Annotated in this window: 23 protein-coding genes; 7 read left to right on the plus strand and 16 right to left on the minus strand. The window is 54.1% G+C overall.

Going from position 1 to position 24,912, the window contains the following annotated elements:
• Positions 1-15: 15 nt before the first annotated feature.
• The 3 genes from treC to nrdG all read left to right on the plus strand — a co-directional run bounded on the left by treC (position 16) and on the right by nrdG (position 4,998).
• A complete protein-coding gene (gene treC, locus ABIB59_RS20120; protein ID WP_354036763.1) occupies positions 16-1,677 on the plus strand; it encodes an alpha,alpha-phosphotrehalase in 1,662 nt (553 codons plus the stop codon).
• Between the two features lie 494 nt (positions 1,678-2,171).
• On the plus strand, positions 2,172-4,307 hold the full coding sequence (gene nrdD, locus ABIB59_RS20125) for an anaerobic ribonucleoside-triphosphate reductase (protein ID WP_354036765.1): 2,136 nt from the start codon (positions 2,172-2,174) through the stop codon (positions 4,305-4,307).
• Between the two features lie 226 nt (positions 4,308-4,533).
• Positions 4,534-4,998 carry an anaerobic ribonucleoside-triphosphate reductase-activating protein gene (gene nrdG / locus ABIB59_RS20130; RefSeq protein WP_354036767.1) on the plus strand — a complete coding sequence of 155 codons (465 nt, stop codon included), beginning with the start codon at positions 4,534-4,536 and terminating at the stop codon, positions 4,996-4,998.
• A 130-nt stretch (positions 4,999-5,128) separates the two neighbouring features.
• Here the strand turns inward: nrdG and ABIB59_RS20135 are convergent, their stop codons facing one another.
• Positions 5,129-5,728: a nitroreductase family protein gene (locus ABIB59_RS20135; protein ID WP_039077739.1), complete on the minus strand. Its 600-nt coding sequence runs from the start codon at positions 5,726-5,728 to the stop codon at positions 5,129-5,131.
• A 385-nt stretch (positions 5,729-6,113) separates the two neighbouring features.
• Here ABIB59_RS20135 and ABIB59_RS20140 point away from each other — a divergent pair, with 385 nt between their 5' ends.
• Positions 6,114-6,593, plus strand: coding sequence for a hypothetical protein (locus ABIB59_RS20140; RefSeq protein ID WP_052249205.1), 480 nt, complete (start codon positions 6,114-6,116; stop codon positions 6,591-6,593).
• Between the two features lie 199 nt (positions 6,594-6,792).
• On the opposite strand, the gene ABIB59_RS20145 is transcribed toward ABIB59_RS20140, so the two are convergent.
• From ABIB59_RS20145 to ABIB59_RS20190, 10 genes are all read right to left on the minus strand, one after another.
• Positions 6,793-8,703: a BglG family transcription antiterminator gene (locus tag ABIB59_RS20145; protein ID WP_354036769.1), complete on the minus strand. Its 1,911-nt coding sequence runs from the start codon at positions 8,701-8,703 to the stop codon at positions 6,793-6,795.
• 65 nt (positions 8,704-8,768) lie between these two features.
• Complete coding sequence (gene dagF / locus ABIB59_RS20150; RefSeq protein WP_039077741.1) at positions 8,769-9,509, minus strand: 2-dehydro-3-deoxy-phosphogluconate aldolase; 741 nt, start codon at positions 9,507-9,509, stop codon at positions 8,769-8,771.
• Positions 9,506-10,624, minus strand: coding sequence for a DgaE family pyridoxal phosphate-dependent ammonia lyase (locus tag ABIB59_RS20155; RefSeq protein WP_317077559.1), 1,119 nt, complete (start codon positions 10,622-10,624; stop codon positions 9,506-9,508). Before ABIB59_RS20155 ends, dagF begins: the two co-directional genes overlap by 4 nt.
• Positions 10,608-11,741 carry an amidohydrolase/deacetylase family metallohydrolase gene (locus tag ABIB59_RS20160; protein WP_079497714.1) on the minus strand — a complete coding sequence of 378 codons (1,134 nt, stop codon included), beginning with the start codon at positions 11,739-11,741 and terminating at the stop codon, positions 10,608-10,610. The genes ABIB59_RS20155 and ABIB59_RS20160 overlap by 17 nt, the downstream gene beginning before the upstream one ends.
• A gap of 42 nt (positions 11,742-11,783) precedes the next feature.
• Entirely contained in the window at positions 11,784-12,425 is a 642-nt protein-coding gene (locus tag ABIB59_RS20165) for a DUF4310 family protein (RefSeq protein WP_039077744.1), read from the minus strand.
• A 9-nt stretch (positions 12,426-12,434) separates the two neighbouring features.
• Positions 12,435-13,211 carry a DUF4311 domain-containing protein gene (locus tag ABIB59_RS20170; protein WP_039077745.1) on the minus strand — a complete coding sequence of 259 codons (777 nt, stop codon included), beginning with the start codon at positions 13,209-13,211 and terminating at the stop codon, positions 12,435-12,437.
• A gap of 22 nt (positions 13,212-13,233) precedes the next feature.
• A complete protein-coding gene (locus ABIB59_RS20175; protein ID WP_039077746.1) occupies positions 13,234-13,533 on the minus strand; it encodes a DUF4312 family protein in 300 nt (99 codons plus the stop codon).
• Between the two features lie 2 nt (positions 13,534-13,535).
• Positions 13,536-13,898, minus strand: coding sequence for an SFCGS family glycine-rich protein (locus ABIB59_RS20180; protein ID WP_020456288.1), 363 nt, complete (start codon positions 13,896-13,898; stop codon positions 13,536-13,538).
• A 10-nt stretch (positions 13,899-13,908) separates the two neighbouring features.
• Positions 13,909-14,247: a PRD domain-containing protein gene (locus ABIB59_RS20185; protein ID WP_075203554.1), complete on the minus strand. Its 339-nt coding sequence runs from the start codon at positions 14,245-14,247 to the stop codon at positions 13,909-13,911.
• 261 nt (positions 14,248-14,508) lie between these two features.
• Positions 14,509-15,399, minus strand: coding sequence for a LysR family transcriptional regulator (locus ABIB59_RS20190; RefSeq protein WP_132439839.1), 891 nt, complete (start codon positions 15,397-15,399; stop codon positions 14,509-14,511).
• A gap of 113 nt (positions 15,400-15,512) precedes the next feature.
• Between ABIB59_RS20190 and ABIB59_RS20195 the strand changes: the two genes are divergently transcribed.
• Positions 15,513-16,457, plus strand: a complete 945-nt coding sequence (locus ABIB59_RS20195) for a quinone oxidoreductase family protein (protein WP_354036773.1) — start codon at positions 15,513-15,515, stop codon at positions 16,455-16,457.
• Positions 16,458-16,496: 39 nt separating this feature from the next.
• Here the strand turns inward: ABIB59_RS20195 and cybC are convergent, their stop codons facing one another.
• Together cybC and pmbA are read right to left on the minus strand one after the other, a co-directional pair.
• Positions 16,497-16,886, minus strand: a complete 390-nt coding sequence (cybC, locus tag ABIB59_RS20200; RefSeq protein WP_039077750.1) for a cytochrome b562 — start codon at positions 16,884-16,886, stop codon at positions 16,497-16,499.
• A 156-nt stretch (positions 16,887-17,042) separates the two neighbouring features.
• Positions 17,043-18,395, minus strand: a complete 1,353-nt coding sequence (pmbA, locus tag ABIB59_RS20205; protein WP_039077751.1) for a metalloprotease PmbA — start codon at positions 18,393-18,395, stop codon at positions 17,043-17,045.
• A 94-nt stretch (positions 18,396-18,489) separates the two neighbouring features.
• On the opposite strand from pmbA, the gene yjgA reads away from it, so the two are divergent.
• Positions 18,490-19,041, plus strand: coding sequence for a ribosome biogenesis factor YjgA (gene yjgA / locus ABIB59_RS20210; protein WP_039077752.1), 552 nt, complete (start codon positions 18,490-18,492; stop codon positions 19,039-19,041).
• 317 nt (positions 19,042-19,358) lie between these two features.
• Positions 19,359-20,567 (plus strand): aldose 1-epimerase family protein, encoded by a 1,209-nt coding sequence (locus ABIB59_RS20215; protein ID WP_071193499.1) that lies wholly within the window; start codon positions 19,359-19,361, stop codon positions 20,565-20,567.
• 61 nt (positions 20,568-20,628) lie between these two features.
• On the opposite strand, the gene iolH is transcribed toward ABIB59_RS20215, so the two are convergent.
• From iolH to iolD, 3 genes are all read right to left on the minus strand, one after another.
• Entirely contained in the window at positions 20,629-21,513 is an 885-nt protein-coding gene (gene iolH, locus ABIB59_RS20220) for a sugar phosphate isomerase/epimerase IolH (RefSeq protein WP_354036776.1), read from the minus strand.
• A gap of 62 nt (positions 21,514-21,575) precedes the next feature.
• Positions 21,576-22,391, minus strand: a complete 816-nt coding sequence (locus ABIB59_RS20225) for a TIM barrel protein (RefSeq protein ID WP_354036778.1) — start codon at positions 22,389-22,391, stop codon at positions 21,576-21,578.
• 218 nt (positions 22,392-22,609) lie between these two features.
• A complete protein-coding gene (gene iolD / locus ABIB59_RS20230) occupies positions 22,610-24,550 on the minus strand; it encodes a 3D-(3,5/4)-trihydroxycyclohexane-1,2-dione acylhydrolase (decyclizing) (protein ID WP_354036780.1) in 1,941 nt (646 codons plus the stop codon).
• Positions 24,551-24,912: the final 362 nt, after the last annotated feature.

Raw genomic sequence — 24,912 nt, forward strand, 5'->3', positions numbered from 1 at the left:
TACCAGGAAATCATTATGAATACCCTTCCTCACTGGTGGCAGAACGGTGTTATCTACCAGATCTATCCGAAGAGCTTCCAGGACACGACCGGCAGCGGCACGGGCGATTTACGCGGCGTGATTATGCGCCTCGATTACCTGAAAACCCTCGGCGTAGACGCCATCTGGCTGACACCGTTTTATATCTCACCGCAGGTGGATAACGGCTACGACGTAGCCAATTACACCGCAATCGACCCGCTCTACGGTACGCTGGAAGATTTTGATGAGCTGGTCGCTCAGGCCAAAGCGCGCGGCATTCGTCTGGTGCTGGATATGGTGTTTAACCACACCTCCACCCAGCACGCCTGGTTTCGTGAGTCTCAGGATCCCGCCAGCCCGTACCGCAGTTTTTATATCTGGCGCGATGGCACACCGGATGAACTTCCCAATAACTGGCGCTCGAAGTTTGGCGGCAACGCCTGGCGCTGGCACGCGGCAAGCGAGCAGTACTATCTGCATCTCTTTGCGCCGGAGCAGGCGGATCTGAACTGGGAAAACCCGGCGGTTCGCAGCGAACTGAAAAAGGTCTGCGAATTCTGGGCCGATCGCGGTGTCGACGGTTTACGCCTGGATGTGGTCAATCTGATCTCCAAAGATCAGGATTTCCCGGACGATCATGACGGTGATGGCCGTCGTTTTTATACGGACGGGCCGCGTGCCCATGAATTCTTGCAGGAGATGAGCCGGGATGTTTTCCAGCCGCGTAACCTGATGACGGTAGGCGAAATGTCATCGACCTCGCTGGAACATTGCCAGCAATATGCCGCGCTGGATGGACGCGAACTGTCGATGACGTTCAACTTCCACCATCTGAAAGTGGATTATCCCGGCGGTAAGAAGTGGGAGCTGGCGCGCCCGGATTTCGTGGCATTGAAATCGCTGTTCAGCCACTGGCAGCAGGGCATGCATAAAGTGGCGTGGAATGCGTTGTTCTGGTGTAACCACGACCAGCCGCGCATTGTGTCGCGCTTTGGTGATGAAGGCGAACTGCGCGTGCCGTCCGCCAAAATGCTGGCGATGGTGCTGCACGGTATGCAAGGGACGCCCTATATCTACCAGGGCGAAGAGATTGGGATGACCAATCCGCATTTTACGCGAATCACCGATTATCGGGACGTGGAAAGCCACAATATGTTTGCCGAATTACGGGCCAGCGGACGCGATGCCGATGAGCTGTTGGCGATTCTGGCCAGTAAATCCCGCGATAACAGCCGCACGCCAATGCAATGGTCGGGCGAGAAGCATGCCGGGTTCACAACCGGTGAACCCTGGATTGGCCTGTGTGAAAACCGCGACGAAGTTAACGCGCAGGCGGCGATGAACGATCCGGATTCAGTGTTTTATACCTATCTGCGTCTGATCGCCTTGCGTAAAGAGCAGCCGATCCTGACCTGGGGCGATTATGAGGATTTGCTGCCCGCGCACCCATGGTTGTGGTGTTATCGCCGTCAGTGGCTGGGGCAGACGCTGGTGGTGGCGGCAAACCTGAGTCGTGAATGCCAGCAGTGGCAACCTAAAGAGATGCCAGGGCAGTGGCAGCCGATCATGAGCAATTACGCCGAAATTTCCCCGGCGCCCGGTGAGATGACGCTGCGTCCGTTTGAAGCGGTATGGTGGCTGCAATCCGACGACTGACCTGGCCCCGGATGCGGCGCAGGCGCCTTATCCGGGCAACGACCGGTTTTCTCCCTCTCCCCGGCCCTCTCCCTGAGGGAGAGGGGGAAAAGAAATTCGTAGCCCTGGCAAGCATAGCGACACCGGGGAGTGCGTTATATCCGCGTGTCCTATTACCTTACTGTTTTTGTTGAATAATTAATCAGATTTTTCTTGGTAGAATTTACAAAGCCGCCAGTGCCCGCCGTTTGTACTCTCCCTTTTTTACTTTGTTCTGAATCAAAAAAATCGCAAACTTGTTTGATGCAAATCACTATATATAGAACTTAGAATGCACGCCGACCCAACATATTGTATTAATCGTCTATTATTCCAACAAAGCAACGGCATCGACGCTGGCCGGAATTGTGGATAACAAGGGTCAGGATTCGGGGAACTCACTGTCGCAACAACACTTACCTCCAGTGAATAATTCCTCACCTCTGTGGATAACCTGTTTTTAATATGGAGTGATCATGACACCGCATGTGATGAAACGAGACGGTAAGAAAGTGCCGTTCAAATCAGAGCGCATCAAAGAAGCCATTCTGCGTGCAGCTAAAGCAGCGGGAGTCGATGACGCGGACTATTGCGCCACCGTCGCAGAAATTGTCAGTCAGCAGATGCAAAACCGTTCACAGGTCGACATCAACGAAATCCAGACCGCTGTCGAAAACCAGCTCATGTCCGGTTCCCACAAGCAGCTCGCGCGTGCCTATATTGAATATCGCCACGATCGTGATATCGCGCGTGAAAAACGGGGCCGCCTGAACCAGGAAATTCGCGGGCTGGTGGAACAGACCAACTCCGCACTGCTGAACGAAAACGCAAACAAAGACAGTAAAGTCATTCCGACCCAGCGCGACCTGCTGGCCGGCATTGTTGCCAAACACTATGCCCGTCAGCACCTGTTGCCGCGCGATGTGGTACTGGCGCATGAGCGTGGTGAAATCCATTATCACGATCTCGACTATTCGCCGTTCTTCCCGATGTTCAACTGCATGCTGATCGACCTGAAAGGCATGCTGACCCACGGCTTTAAAATGGGCAACGCGGAAATTGAGCCGCCGAAATCCATCTCTACCGCAACCGCAGTGACCGCGCAAATTATCGCACAGGTCGCCAGCCACATTTACGGCGGTACCACCATCAACCGTATCGACGAAGTGCTGGCGCCGTTTGTCACCGCAAGCTTTGCCAAACACCGTAAAGTCGCCGACGAATGGAAAATTCCGGATGCCGACGGCTACGCACACAGCCGCACGGAAAAAGAGTGTTACGACGCCTTCCAGTCACTGGAATATGAAGTCAATACGCTGCACACCGCCAACGGCCAGACCCCGTTCGTCACCTTCGGCTTTGGTCTTGGCACCAGTTGGGAATCGCGTCTGATTCAGCAGTCGATTCTGCGTAACCGCATCGCGGGTCTTGGTAAAAACCGTAAAACCGCCGTGTTCCCGAAGCTGGTTTTCGCCATTAAAGATGGCCTGAACCATAAGTTTGATGACCCGAACTACGACATCAAACAACTGGCGCTGGAGTGCGCGAGCAAACGCATGTACCCGGACATCCTCAACTACGATCAGGTCGTGAAAGTGACCGGCTCGTTTAAAACCCCAATGGGCTGCCGCAGCTTTCTCGGCGTGTACGAAGAGAACGGCGAACAGATCCACGACGGGCGTAACAACCTGGGCGTCATCAGCCTGAACCTGCCGCGCATCGCGCTGGAAGCCAAAGGCAACGAAGCCGCGTTCTGGAAACTGCTGGATGAACGTCTGGTGCTGGCGCGTAAGGCGCTGATGACCCGTATCGCCCGTCTGGAAGGGGTGAAAGCGCGTGTGGCACCGATCCTCTATATGGAAGGGGCCTGCGGCGTACGTCTGAAAGCGGACGACGACGTCTCTGAAATTTTCAAAAACGGCCGTGCGTCTATCTCGCTTGGCTTTATCGGCATCCACGAAACCATTAACGCGCTGTTCGGCAAAGAGCATATGTTCGACAGTGAAACGCTGCGTGCCAAAGGCGTTGCGATTGTAGAACGTCTGCGCCAGGCGGTGGATCAATGGAAAGAAGAGACCGGCTACGGTTTTAGCCTCTACAGCACCCCAAGTGAAAACCTGTGTGACCGTTTCTGCCGTCTGGATACCGCTGAGTTTGGCGTGGTGGATGGCGTGACGGATAAAGGTTATTACACCAACAGCTTCCATCTTGATGTCGAGAAGAAGGTAAACCCGTACGACAAGATTGATTTCGAAGCGCCATATCCACCGCTCGCCAGCGGGGGGTTCATTTGCTACGGCGAGTATCCGAATATTCAGCACAACCTGCGTGCGCTGGAAGATGTCTGGGATTACAGCTATCAGCATGTGCCCTATTACGGGACCAATACGCCGATAGATGAGTGCTACGAGTGTGGTTTTACCGGCGAGTTCGAGTGTACCAGTAAAGGCTTCACCTGCCCGAAATGCGGCAACCACGATGCAGCACGTGTATCGGTGACCCGCCGCGTGTGCGGTTATCTCGGTAGTCCGGATGCCCGTCCGTTTAACGCCGGGAAGCAGGAAGAAGTGAAGCGCCGGGTTAAGCATCTGGGGAATGGGCAGATAGGTTAAGTTTTTTACCGACCTCTCCCCCTCACCCTAACCCTCTCCCTCAAGGGAGAGGGGACCGATCGAAAGCAACTTCAATTACTGTAACTTACCTGATCCGCGCTTTTCGCAAAGCAATTGGCGTCAGGACAAGGCGGCAAACGAGCGAATCCCGGCGAGCTTACATAAGTAAGTGACCCCGGTGAGTGAGAGCAGCCAACGCAGTAATGGCGTCAATTGGGAAGCGAAAATGAGGTTTCATCAATACTACCCTGTCGACATCGTCAACGGCCCCGGCACGCGCTGCACCCTGTTTGTCTCCGGGTGCATACACGAATGCCCCGGCTGCTACAACAAAAGCACCTGGCGGCTGAATTCGGGCCAGCCGTTTACCAAAGAGATGGAAGACCAGATCATTGACGATCTCAACGACACCCGCGTCAAGCGCCAGGGGATCTCGTTGTCCGGCGGCGATCCGCTCCATCCGCAGAATGTCCCGGATATCCTCAAGCTGGTGCAGCGCATCCGCACCGAATGTCCGGGCAAAGATATCTGGGTCTGGACGGGGTATAAGTTAAACGAGCTGAACGACGCGCAAATGGCCGTTGTCGATTTAATTAACGTATTGATCGACGGGAAATTTGTGCAGGATCTAAAAGACCCGGCGCTTATCTGGCGGGGCAGCAGCAACCAGGTGGTGCATCACCTGCGATAGTAAAACCCCGGCACAGGTACCAGGGTTATCAGTCACCCGGATCGGGCGCTTGCGCCGCCATCCGGGTTTTCCCCGGCGGCGCGATGCTGCCGGGGCGACGAAGACACGTGATACATCCAGCCTGGGCGGATTATTTCGCCACGATAAAGCGTTTGGCGTCATCCATATAGGCTTTGTCGCCTGCAGGCGCAATAATCGAACCAAAGTTCATGTGCGCACGCAGTTTCCAGCTCGCCGGGATATTCCAGGTACGCTGAACATCCGCATCCACCAGCGGGTTGTAGTGCTGGAGGTTGGCGCCAATGCCTTTCTCTGCCAGTGCCAGCCATACCGCATATTGCGCGATACCTGAACTATGCTCTGACCAAATCGGGAAGTTGTCGGCGTAGGCGGCAAACTGCTCCTGCAGCCCGGTTACGACGTCCTGATCTTCAAAGAACAGCACGGAACCCGCGGCAGCGGCAAAACCATCGAGTTTGTCGGAGGTGGCGTGGAAGCTCTCTGCCGGAACAATTTTTCTCAGTTGCTCACGGACCAGTTCCCAGAATTTATTGTGCTCATTACCCAGCAGGATCAGCGCGCGAGAACTCTGCGAGTTGAACGCGGATGGCGCTTGCTTGATGGCGTCCTGAATCGTCTGAACAACGTCATCTTCCGGCAACGGCAGGTCTTTGCCCAGTGCATAAATGGTTCTGCGTTGTTTCGCTAAGGCAAGGTAGTTCTCTGGCATAACGCCTCCTGAAAGCGTGGTGAATTCCAACGGAGTTGGGGTGTGCGTGACAGGCTGCTCCCGGGAAAGTAATGCGTTCAAAATTCGCTGAAACGAGTTCATGGTTCGCTGCTTCCTGTCGGTCCTTTAAACGAGAGCAAACACCCCGCAGGCTGTTTACTCTGACTGTGAAAAGAGTAGCCCTGCCAGCCAGTTAGGGAAAGCAGAACTATTTGTATCTATCGTTCAAAAAAAGTGAAAGAACCCTTAGTGTGATTATTTACTAAACATATTTTTATTACTGCCGATAATGACGTAGTCTCGTTCTTTCCCGCGTAGATTCATCATCCAACGAGGCAGAAGGCTCCTTGCGTCAGGTCCTGGATTGCATTTTTCGGAGATGACAATGAACGGTATTGATAAAGTTACCGCCGTAAGCGCAGGCACACTTGGTGATCCTCATTTATCAAATAATGAAAGTACGTTTGGTCTGCGAAATAAACCTAAATCAGCAGATGCTAATTCTGACACTAATAGCTCTGGCAGCGATGATAGCAGCACCAAACTTTCGCTATCGTCCAAAACAGCGGAGGAAATTAAGAAACAACATCAATTAAAACAGGAAGAAATAAAAAAGACTGACTACACCCTGGAGATGACGGGCATCCCGCTATTTCATGGTCGGCTGGTCTCGGTGGTGAAATATCCTGACGGGAGTGAAGAGATGGTTGATGCCCTCTCTGGCGTCAAATTAACGGCGCAAGACCTGCAGCAACAGTTTAGTCGTTCTACAGAAAGCGTTCAGGAATCGTTAAATATAGAGATGGCAAACATTGCAGGGACTCCGGGAGAGACTATTAAATCTCACGCCGGTAACGCAGAATAAATATTAAAAAATATAATCAATCTTGCTTGCGGAATAGTAAATCATTTACTACGCACACAGATATATAAAATAAGAAAACCTTATTTCCGCCAAGGAAAATAAGCACAAGCTTTAAATAGAATATTCGTTTTACTCTTTCGGAATATTAAGCAGTAACGTCTGGTCAGGTGGGGCGCGTTGTTTCAACGCGCAATCCCCATTAAAAGCGGCTAACGCATTCCATGGCTACGGCTTTAAATGACATGAAATCCTTACAGGCGCTCAATCGGGATGCTGCCCGCTCGCGTAAGAACGTGACGAAAATATCGTATATCGCCATCGCCTCCTCATATTCACTTTTGCTAATGGCCAGCAGGAAAATAACGTGAGCCGTCTCCTCTCCCCACTGAATACCCTGGGGCGCCAGCACCGTATAGACCACCGTCTTTTGCGCCAGCAGGCCCAGCGAGTGCGGCAGCGCGATCCCCTCACCCAGCATGGTGCTGACAATCGCTTCACGTTCCACGACCGAGTCGAGGAAATCCGCATCAACAAACCCTTCCCGCTGAAGCTGGGCACAAAGCGTAGTGAACAACGTTTGTCTGTCTAACGGCTGGTCGATAATCGTGAAATGCGAAGCATCGAAATACTTTTCCAGAATCCACGGCCGCGTTCTGTCCACCAGCACCAGTTTGCCGATCTGTTCAAGCTGGTAGTCCGTCGGGAACGGCGCGATGGTCACAATCGGCTTCTCTTTATCGCTGATCCTTGCCGTGGAGATAACAAAGTCTTCGCTAATGGCCTCGCACTGCTCATAGTCGCGCAGCGTCAGCGTACGGGTGACCTCAATCTGTGGATATTTGCGTTGCAGCACCGCCTCAATCATTCGCGCCATCGCGTTACCCGCATCGCACACCAGCATCACCCGCGGCTGGCGCTGATAGCCAATGTTGTAATGCCGCTCCAGCCCAACGCCGATGTGCAGCACCAGAAAGCCGACTTCGTTTTCGCTGATCACATACGGCGTATATTTCCCCCAACTGGAGACCGCGGCCAGCGTCATGTCCCACGCCATCGGGTAGTGCTGTTTGATGTTATCCAGCAACGGATTAGGGATCATGATTTGATAGCGCACCCGGGTGATCATGGTCTTGATATGGGTAAGCAGATCCGCATGTAACTGCACATCGTTTTGCAGGTTGTAGTTATAGTGGGTGTTGATGTAATTGAGGATGTAATTGACCAGCGCTTCGTCATCGTCCGCACTGATGGCGCTGGGGGTAATGTCCTGCAACTGACGCCCGGCGATATGCACCCGCAGCCAGTGGACTTCCGAAGCCGCCAGCGGTTTTTCGGCAAGCTGTTGCAGCGCGGCGGCAATCTCGCGCGCAGCATCCCGCACATTCTCGTCACCGTCTTCGGCGGTGAACTCTGACAGCGGAAACCCTTCGCTGATACGGCGTACCGCTACCGCACAATACAGGCGGATGAAGCGCTCGCCCTCATCGGTCAGCCGAATATGATGCCGGGTAAAAACATCGCGAAGAATCACCGCCAGTTGCTCCGGTATCCCTTTATTGAGCGCCTCTTCGGTGACAAGCGGGTTGCGGGCATTCTGCTGCGTCAGTTCCCAGAGTAAATCCGTCAGGCAGGCACGCAGCGCCATTTCGCTGCCGAACAACTTCATACCGTGACGCGGTCGGGTTTCCAGCGTCAGGCGGTAGCGGGAAAACCACTCCCTCACCTCCGCCATGTCATTTTGCAACGTGGCGCGACTGACAAACCACTCGTCCGCCAGATCCTCCAGCTTGATGGAAAAGGCCGACGTCAGAAAACGCAGCAGAAGATGCTGTACCCGTTCCGCTCCGCTGCGGGGGATACGCAGCGTGCGCGGACGCTCTGCCTGCAGGGTCTGATAACGGCTGGCGTCGTCAATTTTTAGCTGATAACCGCTGCCACGGTTGAGGATAAACTGCGCCCCGTGGCTTTCCAGCAAAGCATTCAGCGCAGTGATATCAGCCCGGACGGTACGCGTGGAAACCGACAGCCGCTGCGCCAGTTCATCCTGCGGCAGCGTCTCGTTCTGCAACATCATAAACAGTTGCGCTAAACGTTGGTTGGGGAATCGCACGTCGTTGTCCTCTTAACATGGCTTTTCTCCCCCTCCCTGAGGGAGAGGGTCGGGGTGAGGGTGTGTTAACCCACGCGCTGTTGGGTTATCGCCAGCAACTGGCGGACATCCGCAGGGCGGGTATCGCCGCTTACCTTATCAATAATAGAACTATAAATATGAGGAATGATTTTACTCACCCCTGCGTCCAGTGCGATCTGCAAAATCTCACCAAAGTTCTCCAGATCGATACCGCCCGTCGGCTCCAGCCAGAAGTCATAACGCGCGCACGCTTCCGCCACCGCCTGGTACTCTTCGCGACATTTCAGGCCGCCCATCGGGAAATATTTAATCGAACTGCCGCCCATGTCTTTGAGCAGTGCAATCGCCGTTTCCACCGGGACGATGCCATCTGCCGCCTGGCTGCTGAGCGGCCCGGTAGAGATTTTGACCAGACCCGGCGTGCCCGTTGGCGACACCAGACCGTTCACTACGGTCGCGTTCTGGCCGAGCAGCGCACGGCTGGTCGCCACCCCGGTAAAGACCTGGTTAACATGCTGCGGCTGTACTTCACGGGAGATGGCGCTCACCATCGCCGACTGGTTCGGATCACCCGCTCCCAGGCCCACGGAGAGGGCATTGTCGATACGCGCCGCATACTCCCGCATATCTGCCACCGCGCTTGCCACATCCGGGTAGTTTTTGGAGAGCACCCCCACCAGAACATGACCTTCTGCGGCCTCGTAAATAGCGCTGGCGTTCTCTTTGCTCCCCGCCAGCACATTCAGGCAGACACGGTCATGGTAAAAATTGGGCGTCAGTTTCATGCGCGGGGCTCCTTATTAAGTTCTTCGGCGATACGGTTCGCCACAATGTCCAGTTGTTCAGCGCTCACGCTGCGTACATCGGCTTCGATGATCCCTTCATTGGCTTTGTAGCCACGGAAATAAATGGCGTATTCCCCCTGTTTCAGGGCACTGACCAGCTCGCCGGTGGCAATGCCGGTGATCGCTTCATCAAACTTGATTTCGCTCCGGGCGATATCACGACCGGCGCTGTCCCACACCACGCGGGCGCTGACGCCGTTGAGGGTATTCAGCCTGTCGATAAACGGCGTCATTTTGGCGACCATCTCTGCGCCGCTCTCTTTGGTGGCGCTCAGGTAGTGCTCAATGGCACATGTCAGCCCGAGGATACCCTCTTTGCCCACTTTCATGGCGCGCCCGATCCCCGCCGTCTGGCGTTTGACCCACTCCACGTACTGTGTTTTGCCGATGACCAGCCCACTGGTTGGCCCTTCGATCGCCTTCGCACCGCTGTAAATCACCAGATCTGCCCCGGCACGGTAATAGCACTGCAAATCTTCTTCCGCCGCCGCATCCACAATCAGCGGCAGGTTGTGTTTACGTGCCACTACCGCCGCCTGTTCCACACTCAGCATGCTTTTTTGTACACAGTGATGCGATTTGATGTAGAGGATTGCCGCCGTGCGCGGGGAGATGGCCGCCGCCAGTTGGTCGGCAGAGCACTCGTTGGCATAGCCTGCTTCAACCACCTTTCCACCGCCCAGCGCCACCATGGTGCCCACCGGGGCGCCGAAGTTGACGTTATGGCCGCGTGGCAGGACGATTTCGTTGTTCTCAATCGTCGTGCTGTGCAGGTTTTCCAGCAACCAGTCGCTATCTTTCACCAGTACCGCCGCCACCGACTGGGCGATCCCCGCCGAGGCGCAGGAGACAACCGTCGCCCCTTCCACTTCCAGCAGCTTCGCAATGTAGTCGCCGGTTTTGTTCACCAGATCTTTCATTTCGAAGTAGTGATTCATGCCGTTCAACACGGCCTCAGCGACTTCCGGGCGCGGTGTGGAAACCCCCAGCATCGTCATGCGCCCGGAGGCGTTAATCACTTGCTTTAACTGATATTTTTCATAAATCGAAGACATGTTCCGCACTCCCTTGTTCGGTCATATAGCCTTTGCCTGCGCGAATAGCGGCAAGCGGCGTGAGTAACAGGTCGGCCTGCAGGGTGTCGTTTTCCGCGTCACGAAAGAGCGCGGGCTGACGGCGCAGGTCGAAAATGGTCAGGTCGGCGTCATAGCCTACGGCAAGCCGGCCTTTGCGACGCAAACGCAGTCCGTCGGCGGCATGGTCGGTCACACAGGCAATCACCTGTGGCAGCGACATGCCAATAGCCAGGAATTTGGACATCACTTTCGCCAGCGAGAAGACCGGGCCGTTGATCCGGTTGCGGCAGTAGATATCAGAACTGATAGTCTGCGGCAGAATGCCAAGGGCAATAGCCTGTTTTGCGACGGCAAAGCTAAAACTGGCGCTACCGTGGCCGATATCCAGACGCACGCCGCGCGCAATGGCACGCGTAATAGAGGCACGCAGTTCGCCGGATGGCGTCAGAATGCGGTTGGGTTTGCCGTTATAGCAGTGGGTGATGATGTCGCCGGAAGTCAGCAGATCGGCAATCTCATCCAGGTCCGGTGGGTTGTTACCGATATGAACCATCAACGGCAGGTCGCCGTTCTCTTGCTGGATAGCTTTGGCGCGCTCTAGTGGCTTAATGCCGTTCTCGCCGACGACGCTACTGCTCATACGCGCTTTCAGGCCGACGATAAAATCCGGATGGCGTTTCACCGCGTCGCGCGCGGCATCGGCGTCAATATTCGCCATGTTTGCCAGTTCGTTTTGCGCGATCAGCCCAACGCGGGAGATATTCAGTAGCGCATAGACCTCGGTCACCGCCTTACGGGTAATGGCATAAAAGTCATCAATGTCGTCTGCCCCCGTACTTCCCGCATCAATGACCGTGGTCACCCCCGTCGCGATACCGACGCTGTCCGGCTGGTCATTGTAAATCGGCGATTTGGAGTAGCAATGGACGTGGGAGTCAATCCAGCCCGCACTCACATAATGCTCACCACCTAAATCAACGGTTTTCATCGCCGGGCCGCTAATGTCGCCCAGCGCCGCGATGTTACCGTTTTCGATGGCGATATCCGTCACCGTGTCATCCACCAGACGCGCCCGGCGCAGGAGTAAATCAAACATGCGAATCTCCAGTGATAACGGGCGCTTACGCGCCCGGTCAGATCAAAGTGCAATCGGGAAAATGGAGCCCAGCAGCATCGCCCCGAGGATAGCGCCCCCGGTAATCGGTTTTTGCCAGAGGTAGAACAGCAGCGCGCCAATCAGAGAGCCGATGCCGATAGGAATCGACGCGGTCATCGCGCTGAGGATAATCAACGGGCCCAGGAAACGGCCGGAAGCATTGCCCGCCCCCATCATGACGTCCGCCCCGTAGGTGGAATCGCTCTGGTTGATGGTGAACTTACGCGCCAGAATGATGATGTAACCAATCGCCAGGCCAATCACCAGGCCGGTCGCCAGCGAAGCGATAAAGTTGGTCACCGGGAACATAATCCCCGCGCCCAGCAGTAGCGCGGGAACGCCGAGACCAACGCCGGTTTGAATCGCCCCGCCGATGTCCAGAATCCCCACCAGTGAACCTTCGATAATGCGGGCGAACAGGAAGCTCGCGCCAAAGGCCGCCACCGCGCCGTAGGCGCCGGTATCAATTCCCGATTTCAGCATCGCCACGAACGCCACTTCGTTAAAGGCACCGATGCCGTAGAGGTAGTACATATGGGTCCCGGCGAAGACGCCGGAAGAGAGCAGACCGACAAAAATCGGGAATGACCAGTCGGCGTACCAAAAACCTTTATTCTGTTCCATCATCGTTCCTTACTTGCCGCTGAGCGAGTTATGGATGAGCTCCAGCCAGTTCGGCGCGCTCAGGTGGAAGGACTGGATCATTTTCAGATCGAAGCCACGGAAGAAGGCGCTCAGGACAAACAGGGCCACAATGGCGCTCATCATCACTTTGGTGACGCGATGCCAGCCGCTCTCTTCCACACCTTTACCAATCAGAATACCCAGCACCAGGCCCGGCACGGCGTTACCCATGATGAGCTGCGCGGCACCGCCAAAAACGGTGGCCCAGAAGCCGGATTTTTTCCCCGCATCGATCGCCGCCAGCCAGAAGATCACCGGCATGACGGTGTTAACCAGCAGGTTCGCCGCAGGCACCAGAACTTTCACCGCCGTCACCTGTAGTGCCGCCGGAACGGAGGAGGCCGTCAGGTTAAGGAAGGTCACCACGATCATGCCGATCAGACCGCAGGCGATAGCCATCTTTTTCGGATCGTGGAGGGTTTCGCCGACGTTGCGGTTTTTCACCATCAACGCCGCCGCGCCCCAGTTCGGAATGATGCGATGATCAACGTCCTGAGTGAAGGAACCCGCCGCTACGGACGAGGCCCAGGCATTGAAGAAGAAACCTAACCCAAAGGAGAAGTGAGAAGCCGGATCCCCTTCGCAGGAATTCAGCTCGCCGAGTGTACGAAATGCGCCCATCCCTTGCGTGGTTGGCGCATGAAACATGCGTGCAGCCCCAGCGCCTACCCCGACGCCCACAAGGCCGCCGATGATGAGCGATTTTATTAAAATTATCAGGAACATCAGTCTGCCCTTTTAGTCAAAATCAGCGTTGCGTGACGAAATCCACTTTGTCGAGATTGATGGCGGTCACGTTGACGGTGACATCCAGCTCCACGCTGTATGTCCGTCTTTCGCGGCGCAGAAAGAAGAACAAAAAAGCCTCTTTCCGCGTCGTTTCATGCGCATGAACAACCTGCACGTCCTGTGGCTCTATACGCAGTAAAATGTGCGGCGACGCTTTCATCACCGCGGCCTGAACATGGTTCAGCGCATCGGAAAACGCGCGCGCTTTCGCCTCGCCTTTCCCTTTAACCCTGACCGTGGTGGTGAACTGTTCTTTCATGGTTACGCGCCGTATTTTTTCTGCCACGCCTGCACCAGGCGCTCGCCTAACTCTTCTTTATCCATAAAGCCGAAACCCAGTACATTGCAGCCTTCGTTGATGGCGGTAACGCCCTCTTCAACCGAACGCATGCCGTATTTGGCTTTATAGCCGTGTTTGTTTTGCGCGGTGATAGCCCCCGCGCCGCCGCTGCCGCAAAACGAGATGCCGAACGTCGCGTTTTCCGCTTTCATCACATCGCCCAGCTTCATATCCGCCGCCACACCCGGCACCACCACGGCGCGCCCACCGGCTTTCTCAACACCTGCCGCCACTTTCTGGCCTTTACCCAGACGGTCGCCAATCACTACGGTAATCTGTTCCATTGTTCGCTCCTTACAGGTTGTCTTTTGCCACTTCGAAGTGCACCGACAGTAGCCAGGCTTCTTCTTCCGGGAGGTTGCCAAATTGCGCCACGACGTCGCGGGCAAGTTGCATTGATTCAGGCGAGATTTCGTCAAACAGGCTGGCATCCACCTCCGGTAGCGGCTCGCCAGTCACTGACCGGTGCGCCATCGCACGGACATGCGAGGTCAACATCTGCTGCTGCACCGCGTTAGGCGTGATGTTGTGCTGGCTCAGCAAAGTGTATACCTGCGTGAGCATATGCCCGGCCAGGCTTGCCGTTTGTTCCGCCCCGTCTCCAGCGTCGTTCATTACCGCTCCGTTTTTCACTCGTCTTACCCCGTTAATGGCCTGGAATAAAACTAACGTTGCAGGTTAAGAGTTTGTAGCGAGGAGTTTTCCACTTTGAAGTGGAAAGCCGGGAGACTTTAGTGATCTGCGCCACATTAATGCGCCCCTCCGGGGCTTTTCACTGTGCAGCGCTCACAGCTTTGATGGAAAAATGCGGAAAAACGGGGCTACGGGAGAATAAAAAAACGGTCAACATGAAGAGAAAAGTGTGACGAGATAAGGGTTCCTTATGAAAAAGGATCAAAGGGTCGTTTTTAGCGCCTGCAAAAAATAGTCGGTAAACGAGGAAACAATCGGCAGCAGCGGCCTGATCGGTAAGCGCAGCAAATGCATGGGGCGCGGAGGTGGCAGGTAGTCTGGCAGCACCGGGCAGAGACGGCCGTCGTCGATATCCTGTTGTAACGTCAGAACAGAGTGCTGCACTATCCCCAACCCGGCGAGCGCCGCCTGGCGTATCGCCTCGCCAGAATCGACCATCAGACGCGGTGTAATCGCAATCTCCAGCTTCCCGGACGGGCCTTCCAGTTGCCAGCTATGATCCGAGCGCCACTGGCTGAAACTGATGCAATGATGCTGCCTCAGATCTTGTGGCGTGAGCGGCGTACCGTGGCGTTGCAGGTATTCGGGGGAGGCGGCGAGGATCATACGATACGGCGGAAGCGGAATGGCGACGATCCCGTCATCGTTGATATTGCCAATGCGTATCGCCAACTGGAAGCGCTCTTCAATCAGATCCACTTTCCGATCGGTCAGCACCATTTCAGCATCGACCCCAGGATATTGCTGCAAAAATCGCGACAGGATGGGGGTGAGAACGCGCTGGCCAAAGGTCACCGGCGCACTGATACGCAGCATGCCCGCGACATTGTCATACAGGTGGTTTGCCAGCCCGTCCGCCTCACGAATGGTGGCGAGAATCTGCAGGCCATACTGGTAAAAACGCTGGCCGGCATCCGTCAGCCCTTGTCGCCGGGTCGTCCGGTGAATCAACTGGCATCCCGTTCTGGCTTCCAGTTCGCGCACATGTTTACCCACCATCGCCGGGGTGATGCCCAGCTCTTCCGCCGCCGCGGTGAAGCTGCCGCAGGTTACCGTGCGGACAAAGGACTCAACGCATTTTAAGTAATCCATTCACCACCCCAATTCTAAACCCTGGCTATCAAATCAAAATAACAGACTCCACTTTATCCGCCCATAACAGGGAGGAATAATCGTCACATTACCCTCTATTAGGTCATTTTATTATGCAATCACTGGTTTTCGATGAGTTTGGATCTGCCGACGTGTTGTACTTGCGAGAGAGCGTCACGCCGCAGCCAGGGCCGGGCGATATTCTCGTTGAAATTTCCGCGGCCGGGCTTAACTTTGCCGATGTCTATCGGCGACAGGGACGCTATCCTCTTGCCGGAGACGCCCCCTGGACAGCGGGTTATGAAGGGGCCGGGCGCGTGGTGCAGGTCGGTGCGGGGGTCAGCGGCTGGCAGCCGGGGGATCGTATTGGCTTTACCGATGTGCCGCTGGCACATGCCAGCCACGTTATCGTGCCGCAAACCCATGCTATTCACCTTCCCGACTGGCTTAGCGAGGCGCAGGCCGCCGCCGTGCTGTTGCAAGGATTAACCGCTGATTACCTGATCCACGATGTATTGCCGGTGTTGCCGGGGATGCGCGTTGCCGTACTGGCCGCTGCCGGTGGTGTTGGGCGGCTACTGACGCGGATGCTCGTCCACCGGGGTGTTCAGGTGCTTGCCGTAGCATCAAGCCAGGAGAAGCAGGCCATCTGCCTTGCCCACGGGGCGGAAATTGCGGTGGGTTATGACACCTGGCAGAAACAGGCCGCAGGCTGCGATATCGTTTTTGACTCCGTCGGCAGCACCCTGTTGCAAAGCCTCGAAGCCGTGAAAGAAGGCGGTCGCGTGGTGCTGTTTGGTATGTCAGGAGGAAAAATTCCGGCCGTGGATCCGGCTGAGTTTTTACTGAAATCTTCTGGGGTGCTGGGGGCCGATCTGTGGACATACTTGACCTCGCGGGAGCAACGTCAACGGCGGGCGGATCGCCTGTTCGGGCTTATCAAAGAGGGTCACGTTTCGCTGCCCGATATCACCGCGTTTTCACTGAGGGAAGGGGCAAAAGCGCATCGTTTGCTGGAGAACCGGGAATTTAGCGGGAAAATCGTACTTGTCCCGTAGCGGGGAGAGAAGCGGGGCATTTGCCCCGCTTCGGGATAGTTAGCGGAACTTCTTGTGGTTGCTGTTGCGGGTGGCTTTAAAATCTTCAGCCGCCGCTTTTGCTTCTTTGACTTTGCCTTCGTTCGCCAGTTTCAGCGCGCCGTCGATCTGACCAATCAGCGTTTGCATCCCCTGGTGGTAGTCTTTCATTTCAGGGCTGTCCGGTGCTTTACCTTCCAGCTTCGGCGGTGTCGCTTTTTGCGCATCTTCGGCAGCCGTGCGCATTTTGGTTAACGCATCTTTAATGGTGGCGGCGTCATCCGATTTTTCGACAACCTGGAGATTTTTGTTGAGGGTGTCCATGTCATCTTCAAGGTCGGCAGCAAAGACATGTGCCGAGCCCAGGACAAGGGTAGAGACAGCTAACATCGCCAGCAGTTTTTTCCGCATTGCTCACTTCCTTTTTTATTATTAAAAAAAGCCATACCCTCAATAATTCGAGATTCAGGCAGCCGGAAAACGTGTGAATTCCAGCCGCTTACAGGAGTAAACGACCGGAGTGCGCACGTACAACCAACGCGCCTGTAACCTGAAATATGGCGGGCATTACTGACCGGCGATTTTCATCTCCGGTAACAACACTGAACCACACTGAATATTACTACGTGTTTCGATATCGTCAGCAATCGTAACGATATTACGCCACATATCTTTCAGATTTCCTGCAATGGTGATCTCACTTACCGGGTACTGAATTTCACCGTTTTCCACCCAGAACCCCGCCGCACCGCGGGAGTAGTCGCCAGTAATACCGCTAACACCCTGCCCCATCAGTTCGGTAACCACCAGACCGGTACCCATCTGCTTAAGCAATTGCTCAAAGCTCAGGCCGCGCCCGGCGATCCGCCAGTTGTGGATCCCGCCCGCGTGCCCGGTGCTTTTCAGCCCCAGTTTGCGTGCGGAGTAATTAGTCAGCAGCCACTGCGTTAATACGCCATCTTTGATGATGTCGCGACGCTCTGTGCGCACCCCCTCGCTGTCGAACGGCGTAGAGGCCAGCCCTTTCAGCAAATGCGGATGTTCTTCAATGGTCAGCCATTCCGGCAGAATTTGCTTACCCAGCGAGTCAAGCAGGAAGGTGGATTTGCGGTACACCGAACCACCCGCAATTGCCCCGACCAGATGCCCGAACAGGCCAGTCGCCACTTCATGGCCAAAAATGACCGGCGCTTTCATGGTGGAGAGTTTACGCGGAGCAAGGCGAGAGAGCGTACGGCGCGCGCACTCTTCCCCCACCCATTCAGGGCTTTGCAAATCGCGAATATCACGGCTAATGGTGTAAGCGTAATCGCGCTCCATATCCCCGTTCTCTTCGGCGATAACGCAGCTTGAGAGCGAGTGACGCGTGGAGGCATAGCCCTGCAGCATACCGTGGCTGTTGCCGAAGACTTTGACGCCGTAGTGGCTGTTAAAACTGCCGCCTTCGGTATTGTTAATGCGCTTGTCAGCTTTCAGCGCCGCCTGCTCTGCGCGTGAAGCCAGATCAATGGCTTCGTCTGGCGTCACCTCCGCCGGATGGAAGAGATCCAGATCCGGTGCTTCGAAGGCCAGTAGCTCTTTATCCGCCACCCCGGCAAAGGGATCCGGCGACGTGTAGCGGGCGATATCCAGCGCGGCCTGCACGGTGCGGGCAATCGCATCCGGGCTTAAATCGGTGGACGACGCGCTGCCTTTGCGATTTTGATGATAAACCGTAATGCCTAACGCACCGTCGCTGTTGAATTCTACGTTCTCCACTTCACCGTAGCGCGTGCTGACGCTGATCCCGGTGGTCTTGCTGACAGACACTTCCGCACCATCCGCTTTTCCGGAGGCCAACTCCAGCGCGGTAGAAACCGCTTCTTCCAGTGCTTTGCGTTGTTGTGCAACTTGTGTGATTACTTTCATCGCCAATGCCATAATTAGAGGAGAGAATCTTTGAAGTCTAACAGAGAACCGTTTTTCAGTGCGCCCCTTAACTGGTAACATTAGCCTCTTTTTTGAGGAACCTGAGATGACAAAGCAGCCCGACGACTGGCTCGACGACGTTCCCGGTGACGACATCGAGGACGAAGATGATGAGATCATCTGGGTCAGTAAGAGTGAAATTAAACGCGACGCCGAGGAATTAAAACGCCTGGGCGCAGAACTGGTAGACCTGGGTAAAAATGCGCTGGAGAAAATCCCGCTCGACCAGGATCTGCGCGACGCCATTGAACTGGCACAGCGCATCAAGATGGAAGGCCGCCGCCGCCAGTTACAGTTGATTGGTAAATTGCTGCGTCAACGTGACGTTGAGCCAATTCGCCAGGCGCTGGATAAGCTGAAAAACCGCCATAACCAACAGGTGGCGTTTTTCCACAAGCTGGAACAGATTCGCGACCGCCTGATTGAGGAAGGTGATGACGCCATTGCGGAAGTGTTAGGCCTGTGGCCGGATGCGGACCGTCAGCAATTACGTACGCTTATCCGCAACGCGAAGAAAGAGAAGGAAGGAAACAAACCGCCGAAATCCGCGCGTTTGATTTTCCAGTACCTGCGCGAGCTGTCCGAAGCCGCAGAGTAATCTCCCCCGGATGTGCGGCTCGCCCCGCACATCGTTTTTCCTCTTCTCCCTGCCTTTTTGGCAACGCTTCCTTAACAGCTATCTGTTTGATAATCACAGCTTATTTAAGCTGAATCGTTAAAGCTAAAATCATCCTAGTTCACAGATTTTATGCATGGACTTTCATGATTACATAGTTAAAAGCGATCAATAGCAGACTTTTGATCACTCAATTGCGCTTAATTACACCAGATGAAACGGATCACATTTTTTAGCGTCAGCAATTATTAGATTTCAGGGGTCATGAAAATAATCGATTCAGCAAAAAAGGAATAAAAATGAAGAAAGCCCTGGTGTTATCAACCCTCGCTCTGCTTATCTCTGGCAACGTCTGTGCAAAAACATGGTTGCTGACAAGCGCTGAAAGCGGCGTAGAACAAGGAAACTGGCAGGTCACCAGCCAGCAGCTGAAAATTAAAGATCAGACTTTCAGCATTGAGCAAAAAGTCCTGCACGGCGGCAAGCAGGAAGGCAGTAAAATCATCACCATCAGCAGCCAGAATGGCCTGACAATCACCCTGAGCCCGACTCGCGGCATGAATTTGCTTCGTGTAGAAGGTTTTGGCGTGCGGATGGGCTGGGATTCACCGGTAAAAGAGGTGGTTAACCCGGCGTATATGAATCTGGAAAGCCGCAATGGTCTGGGGTGGCTGGAAGGATTCAACGAAATGCTGGTGCGCTGTGGCTATGAATGGACCGGCCATCCGGTCACCGCTGACGGGCAGATTTATACCCTTCACGGCAAAGTGGGCAACACCCCGGCCTCACAGGTTTCCGTGGATGTCAGCGAGAAAGCGCCGTATGAAATTCGCATTCGTGGGCTGGTAAAAGAGAGCACCTTCAAAAAAGCCGATCTGCAAACCGAAATGGAGCTGAGCTATATTCCGGGCAGCAACAGCTTTACCCTGCATGATGTGCTGACCAACCATGCTGATTACGCGCACGATTACCAAATCATCTACCACAGCAACTTCGGCACGCCGATTCTGGAAGAGGGCGCGCGCTTTATCGCCCCTGTTGAGAGCGTCAGCCCGTTCAACGATTACGCCAAAGCCGGGCTGAAAAACTGGCAAACCTATAGCGGGCCGACCAAAGGCTTCGATGAAATGGTCTTTAACTTCAAGCCGCTGGCTGATGCGCGTAAAGAGACCGTGGCGGCGGTAATTAACAAAGCCGGTGATAAAGGGGCGGCCATCAGCTTTAACACCCAGCAGTTGCCGGTGCTGACGCTGTGGAAAAATACCGACACCCTGAAACAGGGCTATGTGACGGGGATTGAACCGGGTACCAGCTACGCCTATCCGGTGACCATTGAACGCGAACAGAAACGCGTGAAGAAACTGGAACCGGGCCAGAGCACCCGTTTCGACCTGACCTACACCCTGCTGCACAACGCAAGCCAGGTGAAGGATGTGGAAAAACGCGTCGCTGATATTCAGGGAGCTAAAGCACCGCAGATCATCGACACGCCAATCGCCAAAGAGTAAGCATAAAAAACCGCGCCATTCCCATCAGATGGCGCGGTTTCCTGCATACTTCATCGTGCAGCTAGCGTTTCAGCAGCTCCCGCTCAATACGTTCACGTGTTTCCACCGCCTGCACATTCATTTTTTCCGGATAGCCAAACAATGAGGTCGTGATAATCGACTCACCACCAACCTTAAACTCACGGTTCGCAAAATCCATTTCACGCAGCGTGCTGAACAGGCTGTCGAAATCGACCTCCCCTTCACCCAGCCCGATATGCTGGTGAATGGTCGCGTTCACGCCAGGCGGGTTCATGATGTAGCGGCACGGCAGCGTATGGTTGTGTGTGTCAGCCAGCAGCACGTGCGACAGATCCTGACCCGCATAGTTGAGCATTCGCGCTACATCACCCACGCCTTTGTCGTAAAAGAAACTATGCGGTGCGCTGTACAAATAGGTCACATTGTCGCTGCGCAGCGACTGCACCATATCGATCGTTTCATCGTTAAGTTCACAGAAATCCCAGGGATGGGACTGGATTTCGACGCGAATGCCTTCACGTTCGATAATCGGCAGCAGCTCTTCCATTGAGCGATACCACATCTCTTCGCAAATCTCAGGTTCGTCCGGCGTACCGGAAAGCTCGGTATTGATGACTTGTACACCCATTTCAACTGCAATTTCGATCATCCGTTTCCAGTTCGTTACCGCGGCACAGCGGCGCTCTTCATCCGGGCCAGACCAGCGATACACCACGATGAACGAGGAGAGCTCCACACCATACGTCCGCAGCGCATTTTTGTATTCTTTGATCGTTTCACGGCCTGCTTTCGGGTGTTTATAAAATGGGTTAATACGTGGATGAGGAGACTGTTCTATATATTTATATCCCCACTCAGAAACCTGGCGGACCATTTGCGTGATCGGCAAATGTTTGATTACATCCACATCAAAAGCGATTTTCATAGTTAACCTCGAAAAAAACCAAAAGATAAATATTGATGCCGAAAAACACTCACCCAACGGGATTATTTCAATAACAGGGCAATACTGTGGTTAATTTGCTTTTCAATTTCCGCTTCATTCCACGCGGCTAATGTTGATGAGAAAGGTTCAAAGGAATAGTTACCGCGATATCCCATCTCTTCCAGACGTTTAACCTGGCGGTAATTTTCCATCACGTCTTTGTCGCTCAACATAATGCGTTCTTCATCGGTCAGAGTGGCAGTCGGACGTTTATCCTCAACCCCGGAAAGATGCACAAGACCGATGGCGGAAATATCGATATCTTGCGAAAACTCTTTTTCAGCATTCTCGTAAAGATGATGGTGGAAAGTGTCCAGCATCAGCTTAAATGGCGACTTCGCCTCACGGATAAGCTGCTGAGTATGAATGGCAGAACGCAGAGAACTGATGGGGAAACCCAGCGGCTCAACATAGCCCTGTATACCGTAATCGGCGAACAGTACGCTGAGTTCTTTAATGGCATTCAGCGTGACACCGTCCGCCACCGGCGTACCATCGTTCAGCGGACAAAGCACCAGCGCTTTCGCACCAACACCCTTTGCATCACATAATAGCCCCTGTGTTTTTTTCAGGACCTCATCATTAAGCTGGTTAAAGGGATATACGGCATTGATGGTCAAAATTTCCAAACCGTATTTATCCGCCAGATCAGCAACCTGAGCATGGCTTAAGTTATCCGTTACTTTCCCACCCGGCATATCATTACGTAATTCGACTTTATTTAATCCAAGACGCTGTACCAGACTAAAAAAGCGCTCAATGGATAAATTCGGTGCAATTTTACGGTTAATACAAAATCGGCTTATTTCAATATTCATTATATCCCCCAGGGTGCGACCTGAATTAATAGAAGATGTTTAAATCATGAGCACAATTTAGCGCCTGGGCTATAAATAAGCTTTTACTATCTTGATGAAAAAAGCCTGCCTTTTAGTGATACGTATCACAGGCTCCAGGCTGATTTTGATGAATATCGGGAGGGAGAATATTCAGGCGGTAAAAGGCGCCCTGACTGGCGCGCCTCTGACGGGAACAATCAGTATTTCCGCGCTTCACCAATGCGTTCGTCCAACATACGGGCCACTTCCTGCACGCGCTCACTGCGCGACACCTGAGCACCACCAACGCGCCACCAGCTCAGGTATTTGTGCACCATCGTTTTGGGCAGAACCTTAATATCAATCAACGTGGTAACGGTCTGGCGCTGCGCATCTTCCAGCGCGTCCTGCAGCGCTTCCAGGGTGGTCACACGGTAGCTCTTGCAGCCATAGCCTTCGGCAATGCGGGCGAAATCGACCGGAATTAACCCCCCTTCCTGCTGCCCGCTTTCCTGTTGATGGAAACGAAACTCGGTAAAGAAGCTGTTCATCCCGTGTTCCATCTGCAGATTGTTGATACAGCCGTTGGTCATGTTATCGAGCAGAATAATCGTGATCTTTTTGCCCATCTGCACCGACGTGACCAGCTCTGAATGAAGCATCATGAAAGAGCCATCGCCCACGAAACAGTAAACATCCCGTTCCGGCTGTGCGAGTTTCGCTCCCAGCGCCGCATTCACTTCATATCCCATACAGGAGTAGCCATACTCCACGTGGTAATCGTTGTTTCCACGGCTCTGCCAGACACGCTGCAGGTCGCCAGGTAAACTCCCGGCCGCCGCCACGATCAGCGCGTTTTCCGGCAACGTGCGGTTCAGCACGCCCAGCACGCGGGTTTGTGTCAGGCAGGAGCGGGTGATCTCCTGGAACTCGGCATACACTTTGCGAGTATCGAGATGGTCGTCAATTTCAGGCTGGAAATTGTTGCCTGTGTATTCAATGGCATAGACGCGTTCCACTTCGGCTTTATACCGCGCCTGCGCCGAGGCGATAGCATCACCCCATGCGCTGCTGTAGCCCGTTTTCCCTAAGCGTTCGCTCAACTGGGTCAGCGCTTCACGGGCGTCGGCCTGCACCTGCACACCATCGAGCTTGAAGGCATCGAAACGGCTGATATTAATGTTGAGATAATGCACGTCCGGGTTCTGGAAAATCCATTTCGAGGAAGTGGTAAAGTCGGTGTAACGCGTTCCCACGCCAATCACCAGATCGGTCTCTTTCGCCAGCAGGTTCGCCGCCAGCGAGCCGGTTTCACCGATACCGCCCACATTCAGCGCCAACTCCGAGCTTAACGCCCCTTTCCCGGCCTGGGTTTCCGCAATTGGCAGGCCAAAACGCTGCGCAAAATCGAGCAGCGCCGCTTCGGCCTGTGAATATTTCACCCCACCGCCGCAGATAACCAGTGGACGTTTGTGGTGGCGAATCACCTCTACGGCTTCGGCCAGCATCGCCGCCGTTGGCGCATGGCGCTCCAGGCGATAAACGCGACGTTTGAAGAAATAGTCCGGGTAATCCCAGGCTTCACCCTGAACATCCTGCGGTAGGCAGATCGTAACAGCTCCGGTATCTGCCGGATCAGTCAGCACACGCATGGCGCTAATGCAGGCGGTCATCAGCTGTTCCGGGCGTGTGATACGGTCCCAGTAACGGCTTACCGCACGAAATGCGTCGTTGGTACTCAGGCTAAGATCGTGCTCCTGCTCAACCTGCTGTAGCACCGGGTCGGGCTGGCGCGTGGCGTAGACATCGCCGGGAAGCAGTAATAAAGGAATGCGGTTAGCCGTTGCCGTTGCCGCCGCCGTGATCATATTCGCCGCACCCGGCCCTACGGACGAGGTACAGGCATAGATCTGCTGGCGCAGTTTTTGGCGGGCGAAGCCGGTGGCAACATGTGCCATCCCCTGCTCATTGCGCCCCTGATGCACGCTCAGTTGGCCGCAGTCCTCTTCAAGTGCTTGCCCTAAGCCGACGACATTACCATGGCCAAAGATAGCGAATATCCCTTTGACGAATTTGATTTCCTGCCCGTCTACGTCGATGTACTGATTGTCAAGAAAGCGCACCAGAGCCTGCGCCATGGTCAACCTGATAGTTTTCATGTACCCCACCTGCTTTTATCGGCCGTCTGGCTGGCATGCTTATGCACGCATCAGCCCCACATTAAAAAAAGACGCGTAATCAGAATCAAAATTTCCGTGACAATGATTATATGGAATTTATATTCCATTTGTGGGAAGAAGATCAAATTTAAAAAATTTCGGCTTCATGCACTGTTTTTGCAAAAATGCGAAATTTTCCTTCCACTTTTCATTTCAAAGACTATTACTCCTTTAAATCATATTCTTATAGTATTTTTAACGCGATAACCTTGTTGCCAGCAAGCCATGAAAGCACTGATTTTTGTGATCAAGTTCAAAACAAAAAAGAAAATGAAATTTTCATTATTGTTGAAAATGAAATC

The organism is Citrobacter sp. UYEF32 (assembly GCF_040546205.1).
In the GTDB taxonomy this organism is placed as follows: Bacteria; Pseudomonadota; Gammaproteobacteria; order Enterobacterales; family Enterobacteriaceae; genus Phytobacter; species Phytobacter diazotrophicus.